This is a genomic window from Streptomyces marokkonensis (assembly GCF_039539045.1).
GTDB classification, from domain to species: domain Bacteria; phylum Actinomycetota; class Actinomycetes; order Streptomycetales; family Streptomycetaceae; genus Streptomyces; species Streptomyces marokkonensis.
The window spans coordinates 1-20,682 of the sequence record NZ_BAABCQ010000064.1; the positions used below are offsets into that span (position 1 = coordinate 1).

20 protein-coding genes, 1 tRNA gene and 2 pseudogenes are annotated in these 20,682 nt (G+C 72.0%); 11 read left to right on the forward strand and 12 right to left on the reverse strand.

Going from position 1 to position 20,682, the window contains the following annotated elements; all coding sequences use genetic code 11:
• Nucleotides 1–297 precede the first annotated feature (297 nt).
• Entirely contained in the window at nucleotides 298–1,665 is a 1,368-nt protein-coding gene (locus ABEA26_RS17660) for a peptidoglycan-binding domain-containing protein (RefSeq protein WP_345593403.1), read from the forward strand.
• A gap of 112 nt (nucleotides 1,666–1,777) precedes the next feature.
• Here ABEA26_RS17660 and ABEA26_RS17665 read toward each other — a convergent pair whose 3' ends face one another.
• Together ABEA26_RS17665 and ABEA26_RS17670 are read right to left on the reverse strand one after the other, a co-directional pair.
• On the reverse strand, nucleotides 1,778–2,443 hold the full coding sequence (locus ABEA26_RS17665) for an HAD family hydrolase (protein WP_345593405.1): 666 nt from the start codon (nucleotides 2,441–2,443) through the stop codon (nucleotides 1,778–1,780).
• Nucleotides 2,444–2,650: 207 nt separating this feature from the next.
• Complete coding sequence (locus tag ABEA26_RS17670; RefSeq protein WP_345593406.1) at nucleotides 2,651–3,232, reverse strand: TMEM165/GDT1 family protein; 582 nt, start codon at nucleotides 3,230–3,232, stop codon at nucleotides 2,651–2,653.
• 275 nt (nucleotides 3,233–3,507) lie between these two features.
• On the opposite strand from ABEA26_RS17670, the pseudogene ABEA26_RS36375 reads away from it, so the two are divergent.
• The 5 genes and pseudogenes from ABEA26_RS36375 to ABEA26_RS17690 all read left to right on the forward strand — a co-directional run.
• Nucleotides 3,508–3,693 (forward strand): annotated as a pseudogene (locus ABEA26_RS36375) (NAD(P)-binding domain-containing protein); the annotation flags it as partial.
• A 64-nt stretch (nucleotides 3,694–3,757) separates the two neighbouring features.
• Nucleotides 3,758–4,027: pseudogene (locus ABEA26_RS17675) on the forward strand (GNAT family N-acetyltransferase); the annotation flags it as partial.
• A 167-nt stretch (nucleotides 4,028–4,194) separates the two neighbouring features.
• Nucleotides 4,195–5,832, forward strand: coding sequence for an alkaline phosphatase D family protein (locus tag ABEA26_RS17680; RefSeq protein ID WP_345593407.1), 1,638 nt, complete (start codon nucleotides 4,195–4,197; stop codon nucleotides 5,830–5,832).
• A 249-nt stretch (nucleotides 5,833–6,081) separates the two neighbouring features.
• On the forward strand, nucleotides 6,082–6,537 hold the full coding sequence (locus tag ABEA26_RS17685) for a DoxX family protein (protein WP_345593408.1): 456 nt from the start codon (nucleotides 6,082–6,084) through the stop codon (nucleotides 6,535–6,537).
• Between the two features lie 266 nt (nucleotides 6,538–6,803).
• Nucleotides 6,804–7,478: a DedA family protein gene (locus ABEA26_RS17690; RefSeq protein WP_425587859.1), complete on the forward strand. Its 675-nt coding sequence runs from the start codon at nucleotides 6,804–6,806 to the stop codon at nucleotides 7,476–7,478.
• Nucleotides 7,479–7,648: 170 nt separating this feature from the next.
• Here ABEA26_RS17690 and ABEA26_RS17695 read toward each other — a convergent pair whose 3' ends face one another.
• Nucleotides 7,649–7,882, reverse strand: coding sequence for a DUF2277 domain-containing protein (locus ABEA26_RS17695; protein WP_345593410.1), 234 nt, complete (start codon nucleotides 7,880–7,882; stop codon nucleotides 7,649–7,651).
• A gap of 4 nt (nucleotides 7,883–7,886) precedes the next feature.
• Nucleotides 7,887–8,420: a GNAT family N-acetyltransferase gene (locus ABEA26_RS17700; protein ID WP_345593412.1), complete on the reverse strand. Its 534-nt coding sequence runs from the start codon at nucleotides 8,418–8,420 to the stop codon at nucleotides 7,887–7,889.
• 196 nt (nucleotides 8,421–8,616) lie between these two features.
• Here ABEA26_RS17700 and ABEA26_RS17705 point away from each other — a divergent pair, with 196 nt between their 5' ends.
• On the forward strand, nucleotides 8,617–8,973 hold the full coding sequence (locus tag ABEA26_RS17705) for a hypothetical protein (protein ID WP_345593414.1): 357 nt from the start codon (nucleotides 8,617–8,619) through the stop codon (nucleotides 8,971–8,973).
• Between the two features lie 120 nt (nucleotides 8,974–9,093).
• Here ABEA26_RS17705 and ABEA26_RS17710 read toward each other — a convergent pair whose 3' ends face one another.
• The 3 genes from ABEA26_RS17710 to ABEA26_RS17720 all read right to left on the reverse strand — a co-directional run bounded on the left by ABEA26_RS17710 (nucleotide 9,094) and on the right by ABEA26_RS17720 (nucleotide 10,514).
• Entirely contained in the window at nucleotides 9,094–9,735 is a 642-nt protein-coding gene (locus ABEA26_RS17710) for a DUF305 domain-containing protein (RefSeq protein WP_345593416.1), read from the reverse strand.
• A gap of 83 nt (nucleotides 9,736–9,818) precedes the next feature.
• On the reverse strand, nucleotides 9,819–10,472 hold the full coding sequence (locus ABEA26_RS17715; RefSeq protein ID WP_345593417.1) for a DUF6153 family protein: 654 nt from the start codon (nucleotides 10,470–10,472) through the stop codon (nucleotides 9,819–9,821).
• A tRNA-Val gene (locus ABEA26_RS17720) sits at nucleotides 10,440–10,514 on the reverse strand. The genes ABEA26_RS17715 and ABEA26_RS17720 overlap by 33 nt, the downstream gene beginning before the upstream one ends.
• 224 nt (nucleotides 10,515–10,738) lie before the next feature.
• Here ABEA26_RS17720 and ABEA26_RS17725 point away from each other — a divergent pair.
• The 3 genes from ABEA26_RS17725 (at nucleotide 10,739) to ABEA26_RS17735 (ending at nucleotide 13,345) form a co-directional block, all read left to right on the forward strand.
• Nucleotides 10,739–11,509 (forward strand): DUF4097 family beta strand repeat-containing protein, encoded by a 771-nt coding sequence (locus tag ABEA26_RS17725; RefSeq protein WP_345593419.1) that lies wholly within the window; start codon nucleotides 10,739–10,741, stop codon nucleotides 11,507–11,509.
• A gap of 71 nt (nucleotides 11,510–11,580) precedes the next feature.
• Entirely contained in the window at nucleotides 11,581–12,999 is a 1,419-nt protein-coding gene (locus ABEA26_RS17730; protein WP_345593420.1) for a hypothetical protein, read from the forward strand.
• 127 nt (nucleotides 13,000–13,126) lie between these two features.
• On the forward strand, nucleotides 13,127–13,345 hold the full coding sequence (locus ABEA26_RS17735) for an FmdB family zinc ribbon protein (protein ID WP_345593421.1): 219 nt from the start codon (nucleotides 13,127–13,129) through the stop codon (nucleotides 13,343–13,345).
• A gap of 55 nt (nucleotides 13,346–13,400) precedes the next feature.
• On the opposite strand, the gene ABEA26_RS17740 is transcribed toward ABEA26_RS17735, so the two are convergent.
• Both ABEA26_RS17740 and ABEA26_RS17745 read right to left on the reverse strand, forming a co-directional pair.
• The gene (locus ABEA26_RS17740) at nucleotides 13,401–14,045 is read right to left on the reverse strand and encodes a response regulator transcription factor (RefSeq protein WP_345593423.1); all 645 of its coding nucleotides are present in this window, start codon (nucleotides 14,043–14,045) and stop codon (nucleotides 13,401–13,403) included.
• Nucleotides 14,036–15,178 carry a histidine kinase gene (locus ABEA26_RS17745; protein ID WP_345593425.1) on the reverse strand — a complete coding sequence of 381 codons (1,143 nt, stop codon included), beginning with the start codon at nucleotides 15,176–15,178 and terminating at the stop codon, nucleotides 14,036–14,038. Before ABEA26_RS17745 ends, ABEA26_RS17740 begins: the two co-directional genes overlap by 10 nt.
• A 132-nt stretch (nucleotides 15,179–15,310) precedes the next feature.
• Here ABEA26_RS17745 and ABEA26_RS17750 point away from each other — a divergent pair, with 132 nt between their 5' ends.
• Complete coding sequence (locus tag ABEA26_RS17750; protein ID WP_345593427.1) at nucleotides 15,311–16,171, forward strand: DedA family protein; 861 nt, start codon at nucleotides 15,311–15,313, stop codon at nucleotides 16,169–16,171.
• Here the strand turns inward: ABEA26_RS17750 and ABEA26_RS17755 are convergent.
• The 3 genes from ABEA26_RS17755 to ABEA26_RS17765 form a co-directional block, all read right to left on the reverse strand.
• Complete coding sequence (locus ABEA26_RS17755; protein WP_345593428.1) at nucleotides 16,089–16,901, reverse strand: HAD family hydrolase; 813 nt, start codon at nucleotides 16,899–16,901, stop codon at nucleotides 16,089–16,091. The two genes, ABEA26_RS17750 and ABEA26_RS17755, sit on opposite strands and share 83 nt — an antisense overlap.
• Nucleotides 16,901–19,402, reverse strand: a complete 2,502-nt coding sequence (locus ABEA26_RS17760) for a phosphoribosyltransferase (protein ID WP_345593464.1) — start codon at nucleotides 19,400–19,402, stop codon at nucleotides 16,901–16,903. Before ABEA26_RS17760 ends, ABEA26_RS17755 begins: the two co-directional genes overlap by 1 nt.
• A 64-nt stretch (nucleotides 19,403–19,466) precedes the next feature.
• Nucleotides 19,467–20,633, reverse strand: a complete 1,167-nt coding sequence (locus ABEA26_RS17765; RefSeq protein WP_345593430.1) for an HpcH/HpaI aldolase/citrate lyase family protein — start codon at nucleotides 20,631–20,633, stop codon at nucleotides 19,467–19,469.
• Nucleotides 20,634–20,682 lie beyond the last annotated feature (49 nt).

Below are 20,682 nucleotides of genomic sequence, written 5' to 3' on the forward strand. Positions count from 1 at the left end.
CTCGCTCTTTCGCCCTGGCGGCGAAACCCCGCCCACCGCCCTGCTCCGCAGGAAGCCCGTTTCCTCTCCTGCCTGAAGGCAGGGGTATCCACGGAGGAATCAGATGAAGACCTCCCACGGGCGTATCACGGTCTCTCACGGGTGCCTTCACGCACCTTCCATCCTGGTGGTGTGACCCGATATGGCTGGTTCAGTCCTGTGCGAAGCCGGCGCTCCGGGGGCGCGCGCGGGAGTGTGGAGAAGATCTGCATAAACTCTGGAGTTCGCGAGGGGAGTCGCGAGGGGAGGAACGAACGCGTGGAACAGCAGAAAGAGCCGCCGCAGGAGCCGCAGGAGCGGCTCCAGGGGCACTCGTGCCCGGAGTGCGGGACGCCCAGGAAGGCGGACAACACGCCCTCCTGCGCCTGCGGGGTGCGGGCGGCCGACGCCCTGCGCGACGCGCGTACGGCGCAGGCGGCAGCGGCGGAGGACTTCGACCCGTTGCGGATACGTCCGTACGTCGAGCTGGACGGCGCGGGCGAGACCTCGACACCCCCGGCCGGGACGACGGCTCCTTCCGGTGCGCCGTCCGGTGCTCCTTCCGGTGCGTCCGGGCCCAGTACGCCCGCGTCCGGTGCGTCTGGGCCCGGTACACCCGGGACCGATGCGCCCGGGACCGGTGCGCCCGTGTCCGATGCGCCCGTGTCCGATGCGCCCGCACCAGGCGGATCCGTGTCCGAGGGAGCGGCGTCCGCAGCATCCGCGGTGTCCGTGTCCCCGTCCGCGCCCGCCACACCCGCCCCGGCGCCCGGGGCGGGGTCCGGTTCGGGATCCGCGGCCGCCCCTGACGCCACCATGACGCTGCGCGCCGTCGGCGCCGAGCCACCCGGGGCGGGCATGGAGGCGACCTCCGTACTGCCCATGCCCCTGGCGCCCTCCACCGGCACTCCCCGCGCGCACGACCTGCGCCTGTTCGAGACCTCGGCCACCACGCCTTCCGCCCCTTCCGCTCCCACTGGGCCCGACGCGGACGGCACGGACGGTACCGGCGTGCGTCGGCGGCGCGGGCGGCGCCGTGGCGTGCTGCTCAGCGCCGCCGGGGCGGTCGTGGTCGTGGTGGGGGCGGCCGGATACGCGAGCGGGCTGTTCTCCTACGAGTCACCCTCGCGGGACGGAGCGCTGCCGGACGAGGTACGGGCGAGCGTGCCGGAACCGTCGACCAGCGCCGCCTCCGCGGCCCCCGAACCGAGCGTCACATCCACCCGGCCGACCACCTCCTCGTCACCGTCCCCGTCGGCATCCGCGTCCGCCAGCGCGAGTCCGTCGCCCTCGCCGTCGCCCTCGGCATCGAGCGCGTCACCCACGCCGTCCCCGTCGGCCGAACCGACGCAGACCGCGACGAGCGCGCCGGCCGGGAATCCCACGCAGGAGTCCGAGGACGACGACCAGGCCCCCGACGGCGGCGGCACGCTGCACCGCGGCGACCGGGGCTCCGAGGTCACCGAGCTCCAGCAGCGCCTGTCCCAGCTGTATCTCTACACCGGCGACATCAACGGCAACTACAGCCGACAGGTCGAGGACGCGGTCCGGACCTACCAGTGGGCCCGCGGCATCCGCTCCGACGAGCTCGGCGTCTACGGGCAGGACACCCGGCGCCGGCTGGAGTCGGAGACGCAAGCCCCCTAATGGGGCGACGTACCGCCCTACGACCGTCGGCGCACGGCGCGGCAACCTCGGCCGGCACGTCCTCGCCGGGCGGCGCGGGCGGCGCCGCCCCGACGAGCCGTCACGGACGGCGTCAGCCGATGTGCAGCCGCAGCGTGCCGTCGGCGCCGGCCTCCACACGCACCCGCGTCAGGTCCTCCACAACCACGTCGGGCCCGTGGGAACCGGCCCGGGGACCCACACCCACGACCTGCATTCCCGCGGCGCGCGCCGCCGTGATACCGGCACCGGAGTCCTCGAAGGCGATGCAGTCGGCGGGGGCGACACCGAGTTCGGCGGCGCCCTTGAGGAAGCCCTCGGGGTCGGGCTTGCTGGCGCCGACCGACTCGGCGGTGACCCGGACGTCCGGTTGCGCGAGCCCGGCGGCGGCCATCCGCGCGGTGGACAGCGGCACGTCGGCCGAGGTCACCAGCGCGTGCGGCAGGCCTTGCAGCGAGGCGAGGAACTCCGGCGCCCCGGGGATCGCGACGACGCCCTCGGTGTCGGCGGTCTCGTCGGCGAGCATGCGCGCGTTGTCGGCGTGGTTCTGCTCCATGGGCCGGTCCGGCAGCAGCAGCGCCATCGAGGCATAGCCCTGCCGTCCGTGGACGACCTTCATGACCTCGTCGCCGTCAAGGCCGTGCCGGTCGGCCCAGCCCCGCCAGACGCGCTCGACGGCGGCGTCCGAGTTGACGAGGGTGCCGTCCATGTCCAGCAGCAGGGCACGGGCGGTGAGAACGGTGGTGGCGGTGGCCGTCATCGGCAGACTCCAAGAAGCGGGGAGGAAACAAGGTGACCCCGCCCGCCGGTCAGGGAGAACGGACGGGTGTCACTTTGTTCATCCACGGTACAAAACAGAACGGGCATCGCGCCACCGCCCCGCTCGAACGTTCACGAACCGTTCAGTCCGCACGTCACCGTCGCCTTGGGATGCGTACGGCATCGGGTCCCGCCCCCGGGCCGCCGCTCAGCCGGTGACCGCCTCCCACAGGCTCCACACCCCGAGGCCCAGCATGAGCAGCGCCGCGATCTTGGTGATCAGCGACAGCGGCACCCGCTTCATCAGGGCCTTTCCGCCGACGATGCCGAGCCCGGCAACCGCCCACAGGGCAAGCACCGCTCCGAGGCCGACGGAGAGCGGGTCGTCGTAGCGGGCCGCGAGGTTCGCGGTCATGATCTGGGTGAGATCGCCGAACTCGGCGACCAGGATGAGCATGAAACCCGCCCCGGAGACCTTCCAGAAGGACTGGTTCTCGGGTTTGCGGATCTCCTCGTCCTCGTCGTCCTTCCTCATCAGCAGCACGGCGGCGCCGCCCAGGAACAGCACGCCGGTGATCGCGTGCACGATCTGCTGCGGCAGCAGGGTCAGCACGCTGCCGGCCGCGACCGCGAGCACGACGTGGAGCAGGAAGGCGGCGGCCACACCGGCGAAGACGTACGAGGCCCGGTAACGGGTGCCGAGGACGAGACCGGCGAGCGCGGTCTTGTCCGGCAGTTCGGCCAGGAAGACGACGCCGAAGACGACTGCCGTCACGGACAGGCTGATCAAGGGATCCTCTATCGGTCGGGGCCGCCCCACCGAGAGTGCTGGTCCTGCGCTGCGGACACCTCGGCACGGCAGCACACGGTCGCCCCCGCCGTGCGGCACGGGCGTGCACTGCTTGCCGAAGGTCTCGCTGGCCGGGCCCCGCGTACGAGGCCTGCCTCCGGGCGCCGGCTCAGACGAGCTGAGCAGTATGTCGACGGTCCGGCGAAGAGCTACTCCCCTTCTGCGCCCTCCATAGTACGCGAGCCCTGCCGACGGGACCGAGGGGTACGGGGGACATGGCGGCGGCACTGGGCGGCGCGTGGGCGCGGGCCGGGCACGAGGTGTTCGCCGGTGGGCGGGACGCAGCCGCTGCCGAGGCGCTCGCCGTGCGGATCGGGGCGGCCGGACACGGGACGCCCGCGCAGGCGGCGGGGTACGGGGAGGTGGTGCTGCTCGCCGTACCGTCCGGGGCGGCGCCGACGCTGGCCCGGGAGCACGCCGGGGCACTGGCCGGGCGGACGGTCGTGGACTGCACGAACCCCCTTGCGCCCGGCCGGCGCGGGCAAGGTCGATCTCGGCTATCTGTTCCTGCCGCGAGCCTGGGGGTTCGGGTATGCCACCGAGGCGTGCGCGGCGGCACTCGACTGGTTCGACGGCGTCCTTCCCGGCGAGCCGGTACTGCTCGCCGCCCAGACCGCCAACCTCGGGTCGATGCGCCTCGCGGCAAAGCTGGGTTTCACCGAGGTGGAGCGGTTTCATGCCTGGGACGCCGAGCAGTGGCTCGACCTGCGGCCCCCGGTCACGCCGTCCGCCTGAGCCTGTGCCCGACCGGTCGAATCCGCCGAGAAGTCCGCGCTGCAGAGCGGGCTCGCGAACCGCTGACGCCCGGGCCGCGCTCCGGTCACCGTGTGTTCGGCGCGGAGCCTCTCCCCGCCGGGCTCCGACGTTCCGTACCGTACGGGGCGACGGAGGAGGCAATCACCATGGCCGGACTGCGCCTTGGACCACTGCTGAGATACACCGACGGCTCGCGCGCGACCGTCTGGGTCGAGACGAGCCGGCCCTGCGCCGCCGAGGTGCGCTGCGCCGACGGCGCCCGGGGTACGACCCGCACCTTCCAGATCGCGGGTCATCACTACGCCCTGGTCCCGGTGAGCGGCCTGACACCCGGCACGGCGACGGAGTACGAGGTGCTCCTCGACGGCGCCCGTGTGTGGCCGCCGCCCGACTCGCGCTTCCCGCCCTCGGTGATCACCACGTCACCGGCGGCGCACGAGGAGATGCGCGTCGCCTTCGGTTCCTGCCGCTGGGCCGCGCCGCCTGCCGGCAGGAAGGACCGGGTGGGCCCGGACGCGCTGGACACCCTCTCCGCCCACATCGCCGCAGACCCGGAGGGTGAGCGACCCGACCTGCTGCTTCTGCTCGGCGACCAGGTGTACGCCGACGAGATCTCCGACGCCACACGCCACTGGATCGCCGGCCGCCGCGACCTGGCCGAACCTCCGGGCGACCAGGTCGCCGACTACGAGGAGTACACCCGCCTCTACTACGAGTCCTGGCTCGACCCCGAGGTGCGCTGGCTGCTGTCCACCGTGCCCAGCTGCATGATCTTCGACGACCACGACGTCATCGACGACTGGAACACCTCCGCGGCCTGGCTGGCCGACATGCGGGCCACGGACTGGTGGCGTGAGCGGCTGCTGAGCGGACTGATGTCCTACTGGGTCTACCAGCAACTGGGCAACCTCTCCCCGGACGAACTGGCCGCCGACCCCCTCTACGCGGCCGTCCGCGCGACCCCCGACGGCACCGACGTGCTCCGTACGTTCGCCGCGCGGGCCGACGCCGACCCGGCCACCGTCCGCTGGAGCTACCGGCGCGACTTCGGCCGCGTACGGCTGGTGATGGTGGACTCGCGCGCGGCGCGCGTCCTCAGGGAGGACCGCCGCACGATGCTCGACCCGGGCGAGGCAGCCTGGCTGCGCGAACAGATCCTGGAAGATCGGGACTCCTACGACCACCTGCTGGTCGGCACCTCCCTGCCCTGGCTGCTGCCCCACCTGGTGCACGACGTGGAGGCGTGGAACTCCGCGATGTGCGCCGGTGAACGGGGCGCACGCTGGGCACGGCGCGGAGAGAAGATCAGGCGCGGGGCCGACCTGGAGCACTGGTCGGCCTTCCCCTCCTCCTTCGACGCCCTCGCGGACCTGATCGCCGAGGCCGGTACCGGCCCCGGGGCGCCCGCGACGGTGAACGTACTGTCGGGCGACGTCCACCACGCCTACGTGGCCGAACCGTCCTGGCCGGGCCACACGCCCGACTCCCGGGTGGCACAGCTGACCTGCTCCCCCGTCCACAACTCCGTGCCGCTCTCGATCCGCCTCGGCTTCCGCTTCGGCTGGAGCGCCCCGGCACGCGCCCTCGGGAGGCGCATCGCCCGGCACGGACGCTGCGCGCCGCCGGCGGTCGGCTGGCGCAAAACCGGCGGTCCCTGGTTCGGCAACCAGCTCATGACACTGACCCTTCGGGGGCGATCGGCCCGACTGCGTCTGGAGCAGGCACGGACGGAACGCGACGGAACGACCGCCCTGCGGATGGTCACGGACAGGGAACTGGCGTAGGCACGGGGCGGGAACTGGTAGGCACGGGGCCAGGACGGGTATGGATCCAGACACACGGGCGGCCCCTGCCACGCCCATGGGAGCGCTCCCACCTGCGACGGCGGCGGAAGCGAAAAGGTGACCATGCGCCACGTTATGGCCAAATGTTGAACTTGCAAGTACTCCTAAGGCACACCTAACGTGGGCAGCCCACTCGGTTCCGTCCCCACCGGCCCCACCGGGCCGGTCCGACCGAAGGAGCACCCCCACATGTCCGAACGCCTCAACAGCGCCCAGCCCTACGCCCTTGGCCTGTTCCGTATGGTCGTCGGCCTGCTCTTCGCCTGCCACGGCGCGGCCTCCCTCTTCGGCGTCCTCGGCGGCGCCTCGGGAACCGGCGGCACGATCGATTCGGGCACCTGGCCCGGTTGGTACGCGGCCGTGATCCAGCTGGTCGGCGGCAGCATCGTCATGCTCGGCCTCGGCACCCGCGCCGCCGCGGTCGTCTCCTCGGGTTCCATGGCCTACGCGTACTTCAAGGTGCACCAGCCGGACGCCCTGTGGCCGATGGAGAACGGCGGCGAGGCGTCCGCCATGTTCTGCTGGGCCTTCCTACTGCTCGCCTTCACCGGCTCCGGCGCCTTCGGCCTGGACCGACTCTTCACCCGGCGCACGTCCGGGCAGGAGCATGCCGCCGCTGAGCGGCAGACGCCGGTGGCCGCCTGACCGACCCGGAGCGGTGCCCCCGGTCCGGGCCTGGACCGGGGCCGCCGTTGCTCCCGACCGGACCGTGAAACGGGGCACCGCCGTCGCTCCCGGCGGCGACCACCGCCGGCAGTAACGGTGCGCGGGCCACCGTGGCACGTGGACAACTCCTGCGGGGTGAACGCTCCGTGCCGAACACATAAGCCCCCTGTGAACCGTCTGTCACACCCCGGGCGTACGCTGGATGGCTGTCAGAGGCCGCTCCTGCCGCCCCCGCGTCGCGCGGCATGGACCGGCTCACGGGGGATCAACGGGGAGTTGTGGTGCTCGACAGTCTCGGGAGTATCGGTTCGCTGGTCAGCAGCCCATGGATCTATGTGCTGGTGGCCGTCTCGGTGCTCCTCGACATCTTCCTGCCGGTGCTGCCGAGCGGTGTCCTGGTGATCACGGCCGCCACGGCAGCGGCCGCGGGTACGGGCGCGGCCGCTGCCGGGCGGGTTCCGCAGGACGTCCCCGACATCCTGGTCCTGACACTGTGCGCGGCGACCGCGTCCGTCCTCGGTGACCTTGCGGTCTACCGCCTCGCCTGGCGCGGCGGGCCGCGACTGGACCGCGCGATCGCCCGTTCCCGCCGGCTGACCACGGCGCAGGAACGTCTCGGCGGAGCCCTCGCCCGTGGCGGCGGCGCCCTCGTCGTGCTGGCCCGCTTCGCCCCGGCCGGCCGCTCGGTCGTCTCTCTCGTCGCCGGTTCCGCCCACCGCCGGGTCCGCGAATTCCTCCCCTGGTCGGCCCTCGCCGGTCTGGCCTGGGCCGTCTACAGCGTCGCCCTCGGCTACTTCGGCGGCCAGTGGCTGGGCGGGACCTGGCTGGGGGCGGCGGTGTCGCTGGTGGCGCTCTTCGGCGCGGGCGCGGGGGCGGCGTACCTGATGCGCCGCCAGCCCCGGGCGACGGAGGCTTCATAGCGGGCAGGTCTCGTAGCAAGCGGGTCACGTGGCACGGTGGTCTCCTGGCACGGTGGTCTCGTAGCACGCGGGCTTCGCCAAACCGGCCGACGCCGGCCAAGGTCGGTCGGTCAAGGCCGGCGGTCAAGGCCGGCGGTCAAGGCCGTGACGAGGACGTGGGCGGCCCGGTGTCACGAGGCACGCCGCGTGCCGGTGCCTCCCCGTACCTCCAGGCCGGCCAGCAGTTCGGCCGTGGCCCCGGCGACGGCCTCCACGGCCTGGTCGAAGACCTCCCGGTTGTGCGCCGCCGGCACGCGGAAACCGGAGATCTTACGCACGTACTGCAGGGCAGCGGCCCTGATCTCGTCCTCGGTGGCCTCCTCGGCCAGCACGGGCGGACGCAGTGTCTTGATGCTGCGGCACATGACGTCAGTCTCCTCTCTCCAGGTCCACCCGCCAGTCGTTCGATCTGATCCAGTGGCCCTTCGGATACTCGAAGTCGACCTGTCCGAGCAGAGTGAATCCCGCCCCGCGGCAGACCGCGTTGGAGGCGGCGTGGTCGACGCTCGGGAACGCGTGCAGATACCGGTGCGTCCCGTCGGCCCGGGCAGCGTCCCGCACGGCACGGGCCGCCCGGACGGCCAGCCCCCGCCCCTGGAACTCAGGCAGCACCGCCCACCCGGTCTCCCAGACCTCCGTGCCCTGCCAGGTCCGCTGCCAGTACCCGATCGAGCCGACGGTCTCGCCGCCGTCCGCCGACGTGACCCGGTACATCCGCCCCGGTTCCAGGTCCGCGTACCGCCGGTGCCGGGCCGCGAGCTGCTTTTCGGTCTCCGGTCCGCCCACGTGCGCGGTCATCTCGGGGCTGTTGGTCCTGCGCAGCAGCCACAGGTCCCCCTCCGCCCAGGGGACCAGGCACACCCGCTCCCCGATCTTCCCTGCCCGCTCGTCCATTTCACCCATGTTCTTCACGGTAGGGCAGGGGTCTGACAGTCGGCCCCGGCGGCCGAACCAGGTCCCGGGCAGCGGAGTCGGGCCCCGGGCTCCGTCGCGTGCTCCGCACCGCCGCCCGCAACGGCGCCCGCAACGGCGCCATCCTTTCGCGTGAACCACTAAAGGGAACGCGCGCCTCAAAATCGAACAGGCGTATCATTGGAACGTGGCTACGACCTATGACTTTCCCAGTGACCTCCTCGCCGGTCAGGAGGAACTGCATCAGGTCCGGGCCGAGCTGACGGCCCTGCTCAAGAGACTTCCCTGGTCCGTCGAGCCGCTCGACGGATTCAGCGACGACAACGGCTGGCGCAAGATCGAGCGCCCGGCCTCGCCCGGCTGGTCCGCGGACGAACAGGCCGAGGTGGAGAAGTTCCGTCAGCGCGAGCGCGAGCTCGCTGTGTTCGTCAGCACCCATCGCTACTGGTCGGAGATCACCGGTCCCGACCAGGTGACCGCCCGCTCGGAGCTGAAGCGTGCCCACAAGACCCCCGCCCGGGAGACCCCGCCCGGGGACGCCTGAGCAGCGTCGTCCGGGCGGGGTGGTTCGTGCCTACTGCCGAGGACGATCCGTCCCCGTAGTTCCGTTCCCATCGGGTCATCCCCTGCCGGGTCATCCCCTGCCGGGTCAGTCCCTGTCGGATCAGTCCTTGCCGAGGAGCTTGTTCATCTCGGTGATCTCGGCGTTCTGCGCGGTGGCGATGTCGTCGGCCAGGGCCTTGGCTGGGGCGTAGCGCCCCTTGGCCGTCTCGGCCGCGGCCATCTCGACGGCGCCCTCATGGTGCTCGACCATCATGGTCAGGAACATCGTGTCGAACACCTTGCCGGACGCCTTCTCCAGCTCCTTCATGTCCTGACCGTCCATCATCCCGGGCATGCCGGAGTGCGCCGAGTGGTCGTCCATGCCGGGCATCGACTCCGTGGCCTGCGGCACCTCCTCGCCCCAGGCCTTCAGCCAGCCGGTCATGGTGGTGATCTCCGGATCCTGCGCCTTCTCGATGCGTGCCGCGAGGTCCTCGACCTCGGCGGACGCGGAACGGCCGGCTGCCAGCCGCGCCATCTCCAGCGCCTGCCGGTGGTGGGGGACCATGCCCTGCGCGAAGGCCACGTCCTGGGCGTTGTGCGCCTCCTGGCCCGCGTCGGCGCTCGCGGAGGGCGAGCTGTGCGGGCCTTCGTGTCCGGTCCCACCATCGCCGTCGCTTCCACAGGCGGCGAGGACGAAGGCGGCGGCGACGGTCGCAGACACCAGGGCGGAACGGCGCGTCAGGGTACGAATGCTGTTCATGTGCGTGAACTCCTGCTGTGATGGGGGATCGACATGCCTGTGCACCGCGCCGCGCTCGGGCAGCGCGGGTGCGGGGGCGGTGTCTATATCCGCAGGAGCTGGAGTTCGGCCAGGGAGGGCGGTGCCCGCGCGCCGTCCGGTGCGTCGGCCCCGTAGGCGCGCACAACGCCGTCGCACACGGAGGTGGGGACCGGGTCGGGGACGGGCGCGGGCAGCACCGGCCCGTCGCTCACCGCACCGGACGCACACACCGCGTCGGCGTGCTCGAGATGTCCGCCGCCGCAGGAACCGTCGTCCTGCGGACACCCGGCATGCACCATCCCGACGACTACCGGCACGGACGGTACTGAGGGCCGTGAGGGCACGGATGGCACTGACGGTGCTGAGGGCACGGACGGTGTTGACGGTACTGACCGCCATGAGGGCACTGACGGCGCTGAGGCGTGCCGGGCGGAGTGCTGCGGATGGGCCGGAAGCGAGCGCTCCGGGAGGCTCCCGCCGGGCGCCAGCCCGTGCATGCCCAGCAGCCCGGCCAGCAGTCCGAGCACGCACACGGCCTGCCACCACCGCACGGGCGGTCGCTGGACGTGCTGCTCGGGACGGCTCACGGACCTCATCCTAGGGAGGTCACGAACGACCGCACGCGAGAGGCCCCCCGGAGTGTCTCCGGGGGGCCTCCGCACCGACGGGATCGGCGCCGGTCCTGGTGGGCGCGGACGGTTTCGAACCGCCGACATCCTGCTTGTAAGGCAGGCGCTCTACCCCTGAGCTACGCACCCAGGACGAGTCGACAGCCTACATGGCCCAGGGCACTGCCAGGCAAACGTGTGGGCGAGCGCTGCCCCGGCCGGGGGGTTAACCCCACCCTCGATCCGGTAGCGGCCCGGATCCCGGCGCGGGCCGGTGCTCCGTACGGTCGAAGAGCCTCGTCGACAAGGGCCTCTTCCACTCGGGAACGGCTCAGGGCGCGGTACCTCGTCGTCCGTCCCAGGGGGAATTCGTCATGGCCGCCCGTACCGTTCCTGCTCGCGCGTTCGCCGCCTTCGGCGCCGTCGCCGTTCTCGTCGCGGGTCTCAGTGCCTGTGCCTCCGCCTCGGACGACAAGGACCCCGAGCACCGCTCCTTCGCCCTTCAGGGCCGCACACTCACCGTCGACTCCGACGACTCCGACGTGGAGATCGTCGCCTCGGACGACCACTCGTCCGGGAAGGTCGAGGTCACCCGATGGTTCTCCGGGTCGGTCGCCATCGGCTCCGGCCCCGAGGTGACGTGGAAGATGGACGACGGCCGGCTGGTACTGCGGATGCGGTGCTCCGGGCTGGCCGCCGACTGCGCCGCCAAACACCGCGTGGAGGTGCCGCGCGGCATCGCCGTCCGAGTGAAGACCGACGACGGCAGCGTGCGGGCGCAGGGCTTCAGGGACTCGCTGGACATCCGGACGGCGGACGGGTCCGTGCGTGTCAGCGACTCCACGGGGCCGCTGAAGCTGCGGAGCGACGACGGATCGCTGCGCGCGGACGTCTCCTCCCGGCGGGTGAACGCTTCCACCCAGGACGGCTCGGTCCACCTCGACCTCGGGGTCGTGCCGGACCTGGTGGATACCCACAGCGACGACGGCTCCGTGACCGTCGCCCTGCCCCGGGCCACGTACAAGGTGACCGCCGAGACCGACGACGGATCGGTCGACGTGTCCGTGCCCCGAGCCGACGCCAGCTCCCACGTGGTGACCGCCCGGACGCAGGACGGCAAAGTCACGGTCCGAATCGCGAACTGACCGGCCCGTGTGTTCGTCCCTTACGGGTGGGAGAATGAACCCGGGCAGGACGGATGACACGGGAGAGGGATGTGACGGCGACACCATCGCAGCCGCACTCGCCGATGGTGCCGCGCGCGCAGCGCCAGCCGCACCATTCCCACCGCCACGGCCACCGCCGCCGCGGGGTCGGCGCGGTCCGTGACACGCTCACTCTCCTGAGCCTGCCACTCCTCGCGGTGCTCGCGGTGCCCGCCGCGTTCGCCGGGGGCGGCACCCGTCGCTGGTTCGGCGGGCGGGCGGAGAGCCAGCGGGCGGAGGCGCAGGCGGCGAAGGACGACGCGGCAGCCGCCTTCTACGAGCTGGACACCGCGCAGCGGGACCTGCGGATCTCGATAGAGACGATCGCGGCCGTCGACGCCACCCCCGCCGCCCGGCGGGCGGTCACCGACTTCGAGGCGCTCGGCCGGCGCATCGACGAGGTCAGCCACCAGTACATCAGCGCCGTCGACGCCCACGACCTGGACCGGGACGACCTGGAGGCGTCGGCGGCCTCCCGCGCCCGCGGCGAACTGACCACCGCCAAGAACGAGCTCGGCCGGGTCAAGCAGGACCTGGACCACTTCGCCGACGGCCTGGGCCCACTGCTCGGCAAGGCCGAGACCCAGCTGGCCCGGCTGGCACCCGCCGTCGAACGCGCCCGGCAGGCCCTGCTCGCCGCCTCCAACGCCCTGGACGCCGCACGAGGAGCCGGGCTGGAGGCGGACGACCTCGCCGCCCGGCTCGCCGCCCTCGGCCCGGAACTGACGCGGCTGAACCAGGGCGCCGGACAGCACGGCGTACCCCAGACTCTCGACCGGGCGGAACGAGTCATCCGAGAAGCCGAGTCGGTCCGCACCGAGGCCGAACGGCTGCCCGAGCGAGCCGCCGAGATCGGCCACCGGCTGGTCTCCCTGCGCACCCGCGCGCAAGCACTGACCACCCGCACCGAACAGGTCGAACCGGTACTGAGCGAGCTCAGGCGGCGGTTCACCGTCGCCTGCTGGCAGGACCTCCAGGCCGTGCCGGACCAGGCCACCGAATCGGTCCGCCAGGCCGAACGGAAACTGGCCGAGGCGCAGACCGCCCGCGACGAACAACGCTGGCCCGACGCCACCGCCCTCCTGTCGACGGTACGAGCGCTGCTGAACTCGACCGACGACGCCGTCTCGGCCGCCGGGGACCGGCTGCGACAGCTGAACGCCGTACAGAAGGACCCCCAGCAGGAGATCGAGCGCACCCGCTTCGCGATCCGCGACGCCCAACGCCTGGCCATGACGGGCCGCAACACCCCTGACCCGCAGCACGCCCGCCCGCTGGACGACTCCGTGGCCCGGCTGGAGCGGGCGATCACCATGCTCGAGGGTCGGCACCCCGACTACTGGCACTTCCTGACCGAGACGGAAGCGGTCCGGCAGACGGTGGCCGGTGTGGTCACCCGTATCCGCGAGGAACGCGGGGCCACCCACTGATTCACCGAGCGGCCGCCGGTTGCCGGGTACTTCCGCCGACCGGGCTCCAGTCCCCGACCGGTGCTGATCCCCGACGTTTCGTCGCTGGGGCGGGTCGCCGACCGGGCCGGGCCGGTAGCCTGTGCGCATGCCTCGCTACGAGTACCGCTGCCGGAGCTGCGGCGACACCTTCGAACTGAGCCGTCCCATGGCCGAGTCCTCCGCTCCCGCCGCCTGCCCTGCGGGCCACGACGACACGGTGAAGTTGCTGTCGACGGTCGCGGTGGGCGGCTCGGCCTCCGCGACTGCCCCGGCGCCCTCGTCGGGTGGTGGAGGTGGCTGCTGCGGCGGAGGCTGCTGCGGCTGACCTCCCGGCGCGGGCCGCGCACCCCGGTGTCGCCGTACCGGCCCCTCAGACTGCCTCAGCTGCCCAGATAGCGCAGCACCGCCAGCACTCTGCGTGAGTAGCCCTCACCCCCGGTCAGTTCGAGTTTGTCGAAGATCGCGTTGGTGTGCTTCTCCACCGCGCTCTGCGAGATGTGCAGCCTTCGCGCGATCGCCGCGTTGGTGTGGCCCTGCGCCATCTCGGCCAGCACGTCCCGCTCCCGAGTGGTGAGCCGGGCGAGCAGGTCGGAGTGGGTGGTGCGGCCGAGCAGCTGACGGACGACCTCCGGATCGAAGGCGGCCCGTCCGGCGGCCACCCGGTCCAGCGCGTCCAGGAACTCGTCGATCTGGACCACGCGGTCCTTGAGCAGGTATCCCACTCCTCCTGTCTCACCGGTCAGCAACTCCGTCGCGTACCGCTTCTCTACGTACTGCGAGAGGACCAGCACCCCGACCGCCGGCCAGCGTTCTCGTATCTCCAGGGCCGCGCGCAGCCCCTCGTCCGTGTGCGTGGGCGGCATCCGGACGTCGGCGACCACGACATCCGGCGGGTCCTCGGTGACCGCCTTCAGCAGCAGCTCGGCATTGCCGACGGCCGCGAGCACCTCGTGCCCTTCCTCCGTCAGCAGCCGCACCAGCCCCTCCCGCAGCAGGGTCGAGTCCTCGGCGAGGATCACCCGCATGGCAGCTCCGCGGCCACGAGGGTGGGCCCGCCCGGCGGGCTGACCACGCTGAGGCTGCCGTCGAGGGCGGCGACGCGCCGGGCGAGCCCGAACAGTCCGCTGCCGGCGGCGTTCGCCCCGCCGCAGCCGTTGTCCTGGACGCTCACGTACATCCGTTCCTCCTCCACTCTGACGGCGACGCTTATCCGAGTCGGTGACGCGTGCTTGACCGCATTCGTGACCGCCTCGCAGACCACGAAGTAGGCGACGGTCGCCACAGCCTGCTCGGGCTCCTCGGCGAGGTCGTACTCCACCCCCACCGGCACGGACGCCCGCTCGGCGACCGTCTCCAGCGCCGCGCGCAGGCCCGCCTCGTCCAGCGTGGTCGGATAGATCCGCCAGGCCACCTCACGCAGCTCGTCCAGGGCGCGGCGGCTCTCGTCGTGGGCCTGGCCCAGCAGCCGGTCCCGGCGGTCGGCGTCCTGACTGCGACGGGCACGGCCGAGCAGCATGCCGAGGGCGACGAGACGCTGCTGCACGCCGTCGTGCAGGTCGCGCTCGATGCGGCGTCGTTCGTCGTTCACCGCGTCGACCACGTCGGCGCGGCTGGCGGACAGCTCGGCGATCCGCCGCTCCAGCTCCTCCTGATGGCGAGGGCCGAGGAAGTGACGCGCCAGCTGTCCTTCCAGTCCGACCACACCGAATATTCCCTGCACGGCGAGGAACACGAGGAAGAAGCCGCCCAGACTGCCGAGGACGAACGAACCGGGGTTGCGTATGCCGTCCAGCAGGAGCCAGCCGTATATCCCGAAGGTGCCGTACCCGAGGCCTATCGCGGCGGTCAGCATCACCACCCCGCCCAGCACGCCCAGCGCCCAGTGGCAGGCCACGTACCGCAGCGCCCGCACGTCCTCGTACGCGGGCGTGACACGGAGGTCCAGCCACATCGCCAACCGGGCACGCTCCAGCCCCGCCAGTCTGCGCGCGCCCGCGAGGACCGGGCGCAGTACGGCATGCCGGCCGGTCGGCCAGGCGACCACGGGCAGCAGGGCCACGCCGGCCAGGAGAGAGAAGAGCAACTCGACGGCGGCCGCGGCGGTGCCCATGATGAGGCCCACCCCGCACCGCACTACGCGTCGCGCCATGTCTCGCATGATCGCGAGGCTAGCCGGGCGGGGCAGCGGCGCACACTGCGGAAAACCACAATTCCCGCCTGCGGAAGACCGCAGGCGATCCTGCGGTCTTCCTCAGTCTCCCTTCAGCTGCGATTTTCTAGCGTGGTCGACATGACAGCCATCGCAGCGCAGACGGCCGCGGAGAGCGGTGCGGCTCCGCAGTGGATCAATGACCTCATGGACGCGCTCGGCGCACCGGGCGCCGGCCTCGCCATCGCTCTCGAGAATCTCTTCCCTCCCCTGCCGAGCGAAGTGATCCTGCCGCTCGCGGGCTTCGCGGCGAGCTCCGGCCGGATGAACCTGATAGCCGTCCTGCTCTGGACGACGGCGGGGTCGGTGATCGGTGCCCTCGCCCTGTACGGGGTCGGCGCGCTGCTGGGCCGGGACCGCACGGTGGCGATAGCGGGGAAGCTGCCGTTGGTGAAGGTGTCGGACATAGAGAAGACGGAGGCCTGGTTCCGCAAGCACGGGACCAAGGCGGTGTTCTTCGGCCGGATGATCCCGATCTTCCGCAGCCTGATCTCCGTGCCCGCGGGCGTGGAACGGATGCGGCTGCCCGTCTTCCTCGCGCTGACCACGCTGGGCAGCGCCATCTGGAACACCGTGTTCGTCCTCGCCGGCTATGCGCTGGGGGACAACTGGTCCGAGGTCTCGGGCATCGCGTCCACGTACTCGAAGGTGATTCTCGCGATCGCCGCCCTGGCCCTGCTGGTCTTCATCGCCATGCGGCTGCTGCGGCCGGGGGCCGGCCACCGCAGGCGGGGCGACGGACGTGACAGGGGGCAGGGCATACGGCCACCCTCCGATGATGACGACCGCCCCAGCAACACCACCGGCACCGGCACCGGGTACGGCACCGGGGCGGGTGCCGGGAGCCCGGACGGTGGGTTCAGCGAACGGGACTCGCCTCGCGCAGGAACTCCCGAAGGATCCGCTCCCCGGCCAGCACGCCGCGCTCGGGCAAGGCGCTGATCGCCGGAGCCGTCCAGCCGGAGTCGGCCAGCTCGCCGTGGCCGGGGCGCCATCCCCGGTCGGCGGCGAGCAGGAGGTCGGCGTCGAGGAGTGAGTCGCCGGCGGCGAGGGTGAGCTCGGCGCCGGTGCGGCGGGCGACCTCGAACACGGCGGCGCTCTTGGTGAGCGGCTTGGGGACGGCGTAGATCTTGCGACCCTGGAGGGACACGGTCCAGCCGCGGTTCTCGGCCCACACGGCGAGTTCCTTCACCCAGTCCTCGGGCAGCAGTTCGCGCTCGACGACGAGGTAGGCGAAGAGGTCCTCGGCGACCCGGTGCTTGCGTACCCACAGCGGGTCGGCGGTGTTCATCAGGTGGTCGCGGACCTCGGTCAGCGAGGCGCATTCGTCGGCCAGTCGTGCGGTCACCCGCGCGTGCCAGTCGGGGTCGGAGACGCCGTCGACCAGCAGGTGGCCGCCGTTGGCGCAGATCGCGTACTTCGACGGAGGGCCGGGGAGGTTGATGCGCTGGTACTGCGCGCGGGTCCGGGTGGTGGTCGGCACGAAGACCGCCGTGTCACCGAGGTCGGTCAGCAGCCCGGCCGCCGTCTCCGTCATGTAGGAGAGGGGTCTGCTCTCGTAGACCTCGACGCACAGCAGGCGGGGTGCCCGCAGATCGGGCATGGTCAGCCCGAGCGCGGCGGCGGAGTAGATGAGCGTGCGGTCGAGGTCGCTGGCGACGAGCACCGGCATCAGAGCGCCACCGCCTTACCGTCGGCGCCAGTCGCGCCTCGGGTGTACTTGGGGTGGATCAGCCCGACGCACGTGTAGGGCAGGTCGGCGACCTCCTCCACGGGTACGCCCCGCTGTTCGGCCAGCAGGCGTACGTGGTCGAGGTCGGCGCCCGCGCCGGCCCGGGCCAGCACCTTCCAGGGCACTCGGCGCAGCATCACGCGGGTGGTCTCGCCGACACCGGGCTTGACGAGGTTGACGTCGTGGATGCCGTACTCCTCGCATATGCGCTCGACGGCGGCCCAGCCCGCCCAGGTGGGGGTGCGGTCGGCGGAGAGGAGCTCCTTGGCCTGGGCGTCGACCGTGTCGGCGACGTCCGGGAAGCGGGCGGAGACGGCGTCGAGGAAGGCCGGCGACAGGTCGGCGCCGGCGAGTTCGCGGTAGAACTTCGCGCCGTGGAAGTCGTGCGGGCCGACCAGGTCGGCGCGGAGCACGGTGCGGGATATCAGGCCGGAGACCGTGGAGTTGAGGCAGGCGGAGGGGATGAGGAAGTCGTCGCGGGTGCCGTAGGTGCGTACGCAGGAACCGGGGTCGGCGAGCACGGCGATCTCCGGGTCGAAGCCGGTGACGCCGTCGGAGACCTCGAAGTCGCGCAGGGCGGCGGCGAGTTCGCGGGTGATGGCGCCCTTGCCGGTCCAGCCGTCGACGAAGACGACGTCGGCGGGGTCGTGACGGTCGGCCAGCCAGCGCAGGGCGTTGGCGTCGATGCCCCGGCCCCGGACGATCGACACGGCGTAGTGAGAGAGCTCGAGACCATGACGGAACTGCGCCCAGCGGCGCATCAGGATACCGACGGGGGTGCCCGCGCGGGCGAGGGAGACCAGTACGGGACGGGGCGACCGCTCCGCGAGCACAATCTCGGTGACGGCGCCGACGGCGCGGGCCAGCCGGGCGGCGGAGGCCTCCAGGGCCGCGTGGAACAGCTCCTGGTACTGCTCACTGGGCTGGTACTCCACGGGCAACGACTCCGCGTAGTGCGCTCCGCCGCTCTGGATCGCCTCCTCGCGCTCCTCGGTCGGTGCCTCCAGCGTCGTGTTCGAGAGGTCCTGGAGCAGCCAGCCGACCTCGTCGGACGCGTACGAGGAGAAGTCGGGGCCGCGCAGGGGCTCGGGCAGCATGGAGGGCCTTTCGGAGGCACGCGGGGCGTGCGGGGTGCGCGGGACGTACGACGGGACGACCGCGAGCAGGACGTGCGGGGCGTGGGCGGCGAGCCGGGCCAGCAGTCCGTCGGCCGCGTGCAACGCCGGGGTGTCGGCGGCCGAGTCGACGACGGCGACGACGGCGTCGAAGCCGGCGCCCGCGACGTTGTAGGCGTAGCGCTCGCCGGGGCCGTCGGCCGGGTCGTCGTGCGCGGGGAAGACCAGACGGGTGCGTATCGCGTAGCCGGGGTCGTCGACGGCGAGGACGGGAGAGCGGGTGGTGGTGGAGTAACGCACGTCCGCGTCGGCGGCCTGCTCCAGCGCGTGGGCCAGGCGCAGCGGGGCGTACATCAGTTCCTCGAAGCCGAGGACGAGCACGCGGCGGGCGTCTGTGGGCAGCGCCTCGGCGATCCGTTCCGCCATGCCGGGCAGGGCGTTCTCCAGCCGGTCCCGCTGGGCGGCCGTGAAGCCGTGCCGTCCACCGTCGGGGACCCCGCCGGGCCACCGCAGGTCGACCTGGGTGACGGAGCCGGGAGAATGCGGGGTGGGCACCTCGGCGACTGGGGCTTCCCGGGAGGGTTCAGCGGCCCGCGCCTCGTACCGGGCGACCAGCTCCTGGCCCTTCTCCAGTACGCCTTCCGGCAGCCGGACCGTGCCCGAGGCGGCCGTCACCAGGTCCACGCGGGCGCCGATCTCCCGGGCGAAGTCCTCCAGCCGGCCGGCGTCGGCGGGCGAGCGCATGTCGACCAGGGCCACCACCACGTACCGCTTGCGCGGATAGCGCTCGTGCAGGGCGCGGACGGTGTTGAGCACGGTGTTACCGGTGGAGAACTCGTCGTCGACGAGGACCAGCGGCCCGTCGCCGGCGAGCAGCGCCGGGTTCTCGGGCAGCAGAAGGTGGGAGGTAGCGTGCGAGTGGGACTCCTCGAAGCCGCCCGCCCGGGCTGCGCCGGTGACCGGACGGCGGGTGGAGTGCAGGTACGGGGCGGGGCCCAGGCCGTCGGCGACCGAGTGGCCGAGGCCGGTGGCGGTCTCCGCGTAGCCGAGCACGACCGCGCTCGCGGCCGCCTCGGCGCCGAGCAGTTCACGGACGCGCCGGCCGAGGTCGACCCCGTGGCCGTACACGACGGAGGGAGACTGCGGGACGTGCTTGCCGAGCACGTTGGAGACGAGCAGGTGCGCCCGCTTGGGGTTGCGGCGCAGGGCGAGTCCCAGCAGGCCGGTCAGCGTGTCGTCGCCGGCGAGTTCGACACCGAGCCGCTCGGCGACCCAACTGCCGGACCAGACTCCGGCATCCCCCTCTGCGCGCGCCCTCTCGGTCATGTACTCGTGCCTCCCGTTGTCCACCGCGGCCTGGGCCCTTGCGTCGGTCATGGATTCCTTGCGTTCAGTCGGACAGGCCGGCGGCGAGCAGTTCCACGAAGCCGATGTCCTCGTTCGCCACCCCGAAGGCCTCGGCGCGCAGCAGGGTGCGCTCGGCCCACGCACGGTGGGGCTTCACCTCGTTCATCTTGTTCGTGTACGCCGACCTGAGCACGCCCCCGCCGCCGCGGTCGGGTCGCAGGATGTCCTGGGCGTCGCTGAACTCCTCGTGGCTGACCACGGACAGCGCGTGCACGGGGAGCACGTGGGAGGGGTGGATGCAGGTCTTTCCCAGCAGGCCGTTGGCACGGTCCAGGGAGATCTCCCGCAGCAGACCGTCCATGGCGTGCGCGATCAGCTTCTGCCGCAGTTCGACGGCCTGCACCTCCAGGAAGGGGCTCTGCCGCAGTTGCGGTTTGAACATCCTCTCCTGGACGCGGAAGTACTCCCACACCGGTCCGGTCACCGTGAATCCGGTGCCGTCTGCCCGGGCGAGCATGTTCACCACGTCGGCGATCACGGAGGCGACGATCTGGACGTCGTACGCCGTCATGTCGGGGCCCCTGCGCAGCCCGTAGGAGGAGCAGAAGTCGGTCACGCCGAGACGCAGCGCGAGCACGCGGTCGCGGTACTTGTCGACGGCGCGGAAGATGCCCTCCAGCGTCTGTACGCGGGACTCCCGGTACAGCAGGTCCGGCGATTCCAGTACGGGCATCGCGAAGAGCCTGCGGCCACTGGCGGCCTCGGCGGCGGCGAGCGCCTCCAGGAAGGCCATGCCCCGTTCCTCGGTGAATTTCGGCAGCACGAATCCGGACAGCAGCCGCGCGGCTGGGCCGAGGCGCCGTACGAGGTCGGGAATCTGCTCGGGGGTGCGGACCCGGACGAACAGGAGGGGGACGTCTGCGTCGGCACGCTCCGTCAGGTCCGTCAGCTGACGGACGAGGTTCTCCTCGCCGGCCGGTACGTCGGCGTCGTCGATCGAGTCCTCCAGGCACAGCACCATCGACACCACGCCGCTCGCGCTCTGCTTGAGGATGTCCTCGGCAAGTCTGGGCCGGGTGGCCGGGCTGTAGAGCGTGGCGCCCAGGGCCGCGGACAGCAGCCGGGCCGGGGAGTCCGCCGTGAACGTGCAGGGCTCCTGGTGAAAGAGCCGCTTCCGCACATCAGGGGCAATCTGTCCGAAATGACGCATTAAAACTCCCCCGTGGTGTCTGGGCGACCTGTGAACTGTCCAAAGGTGG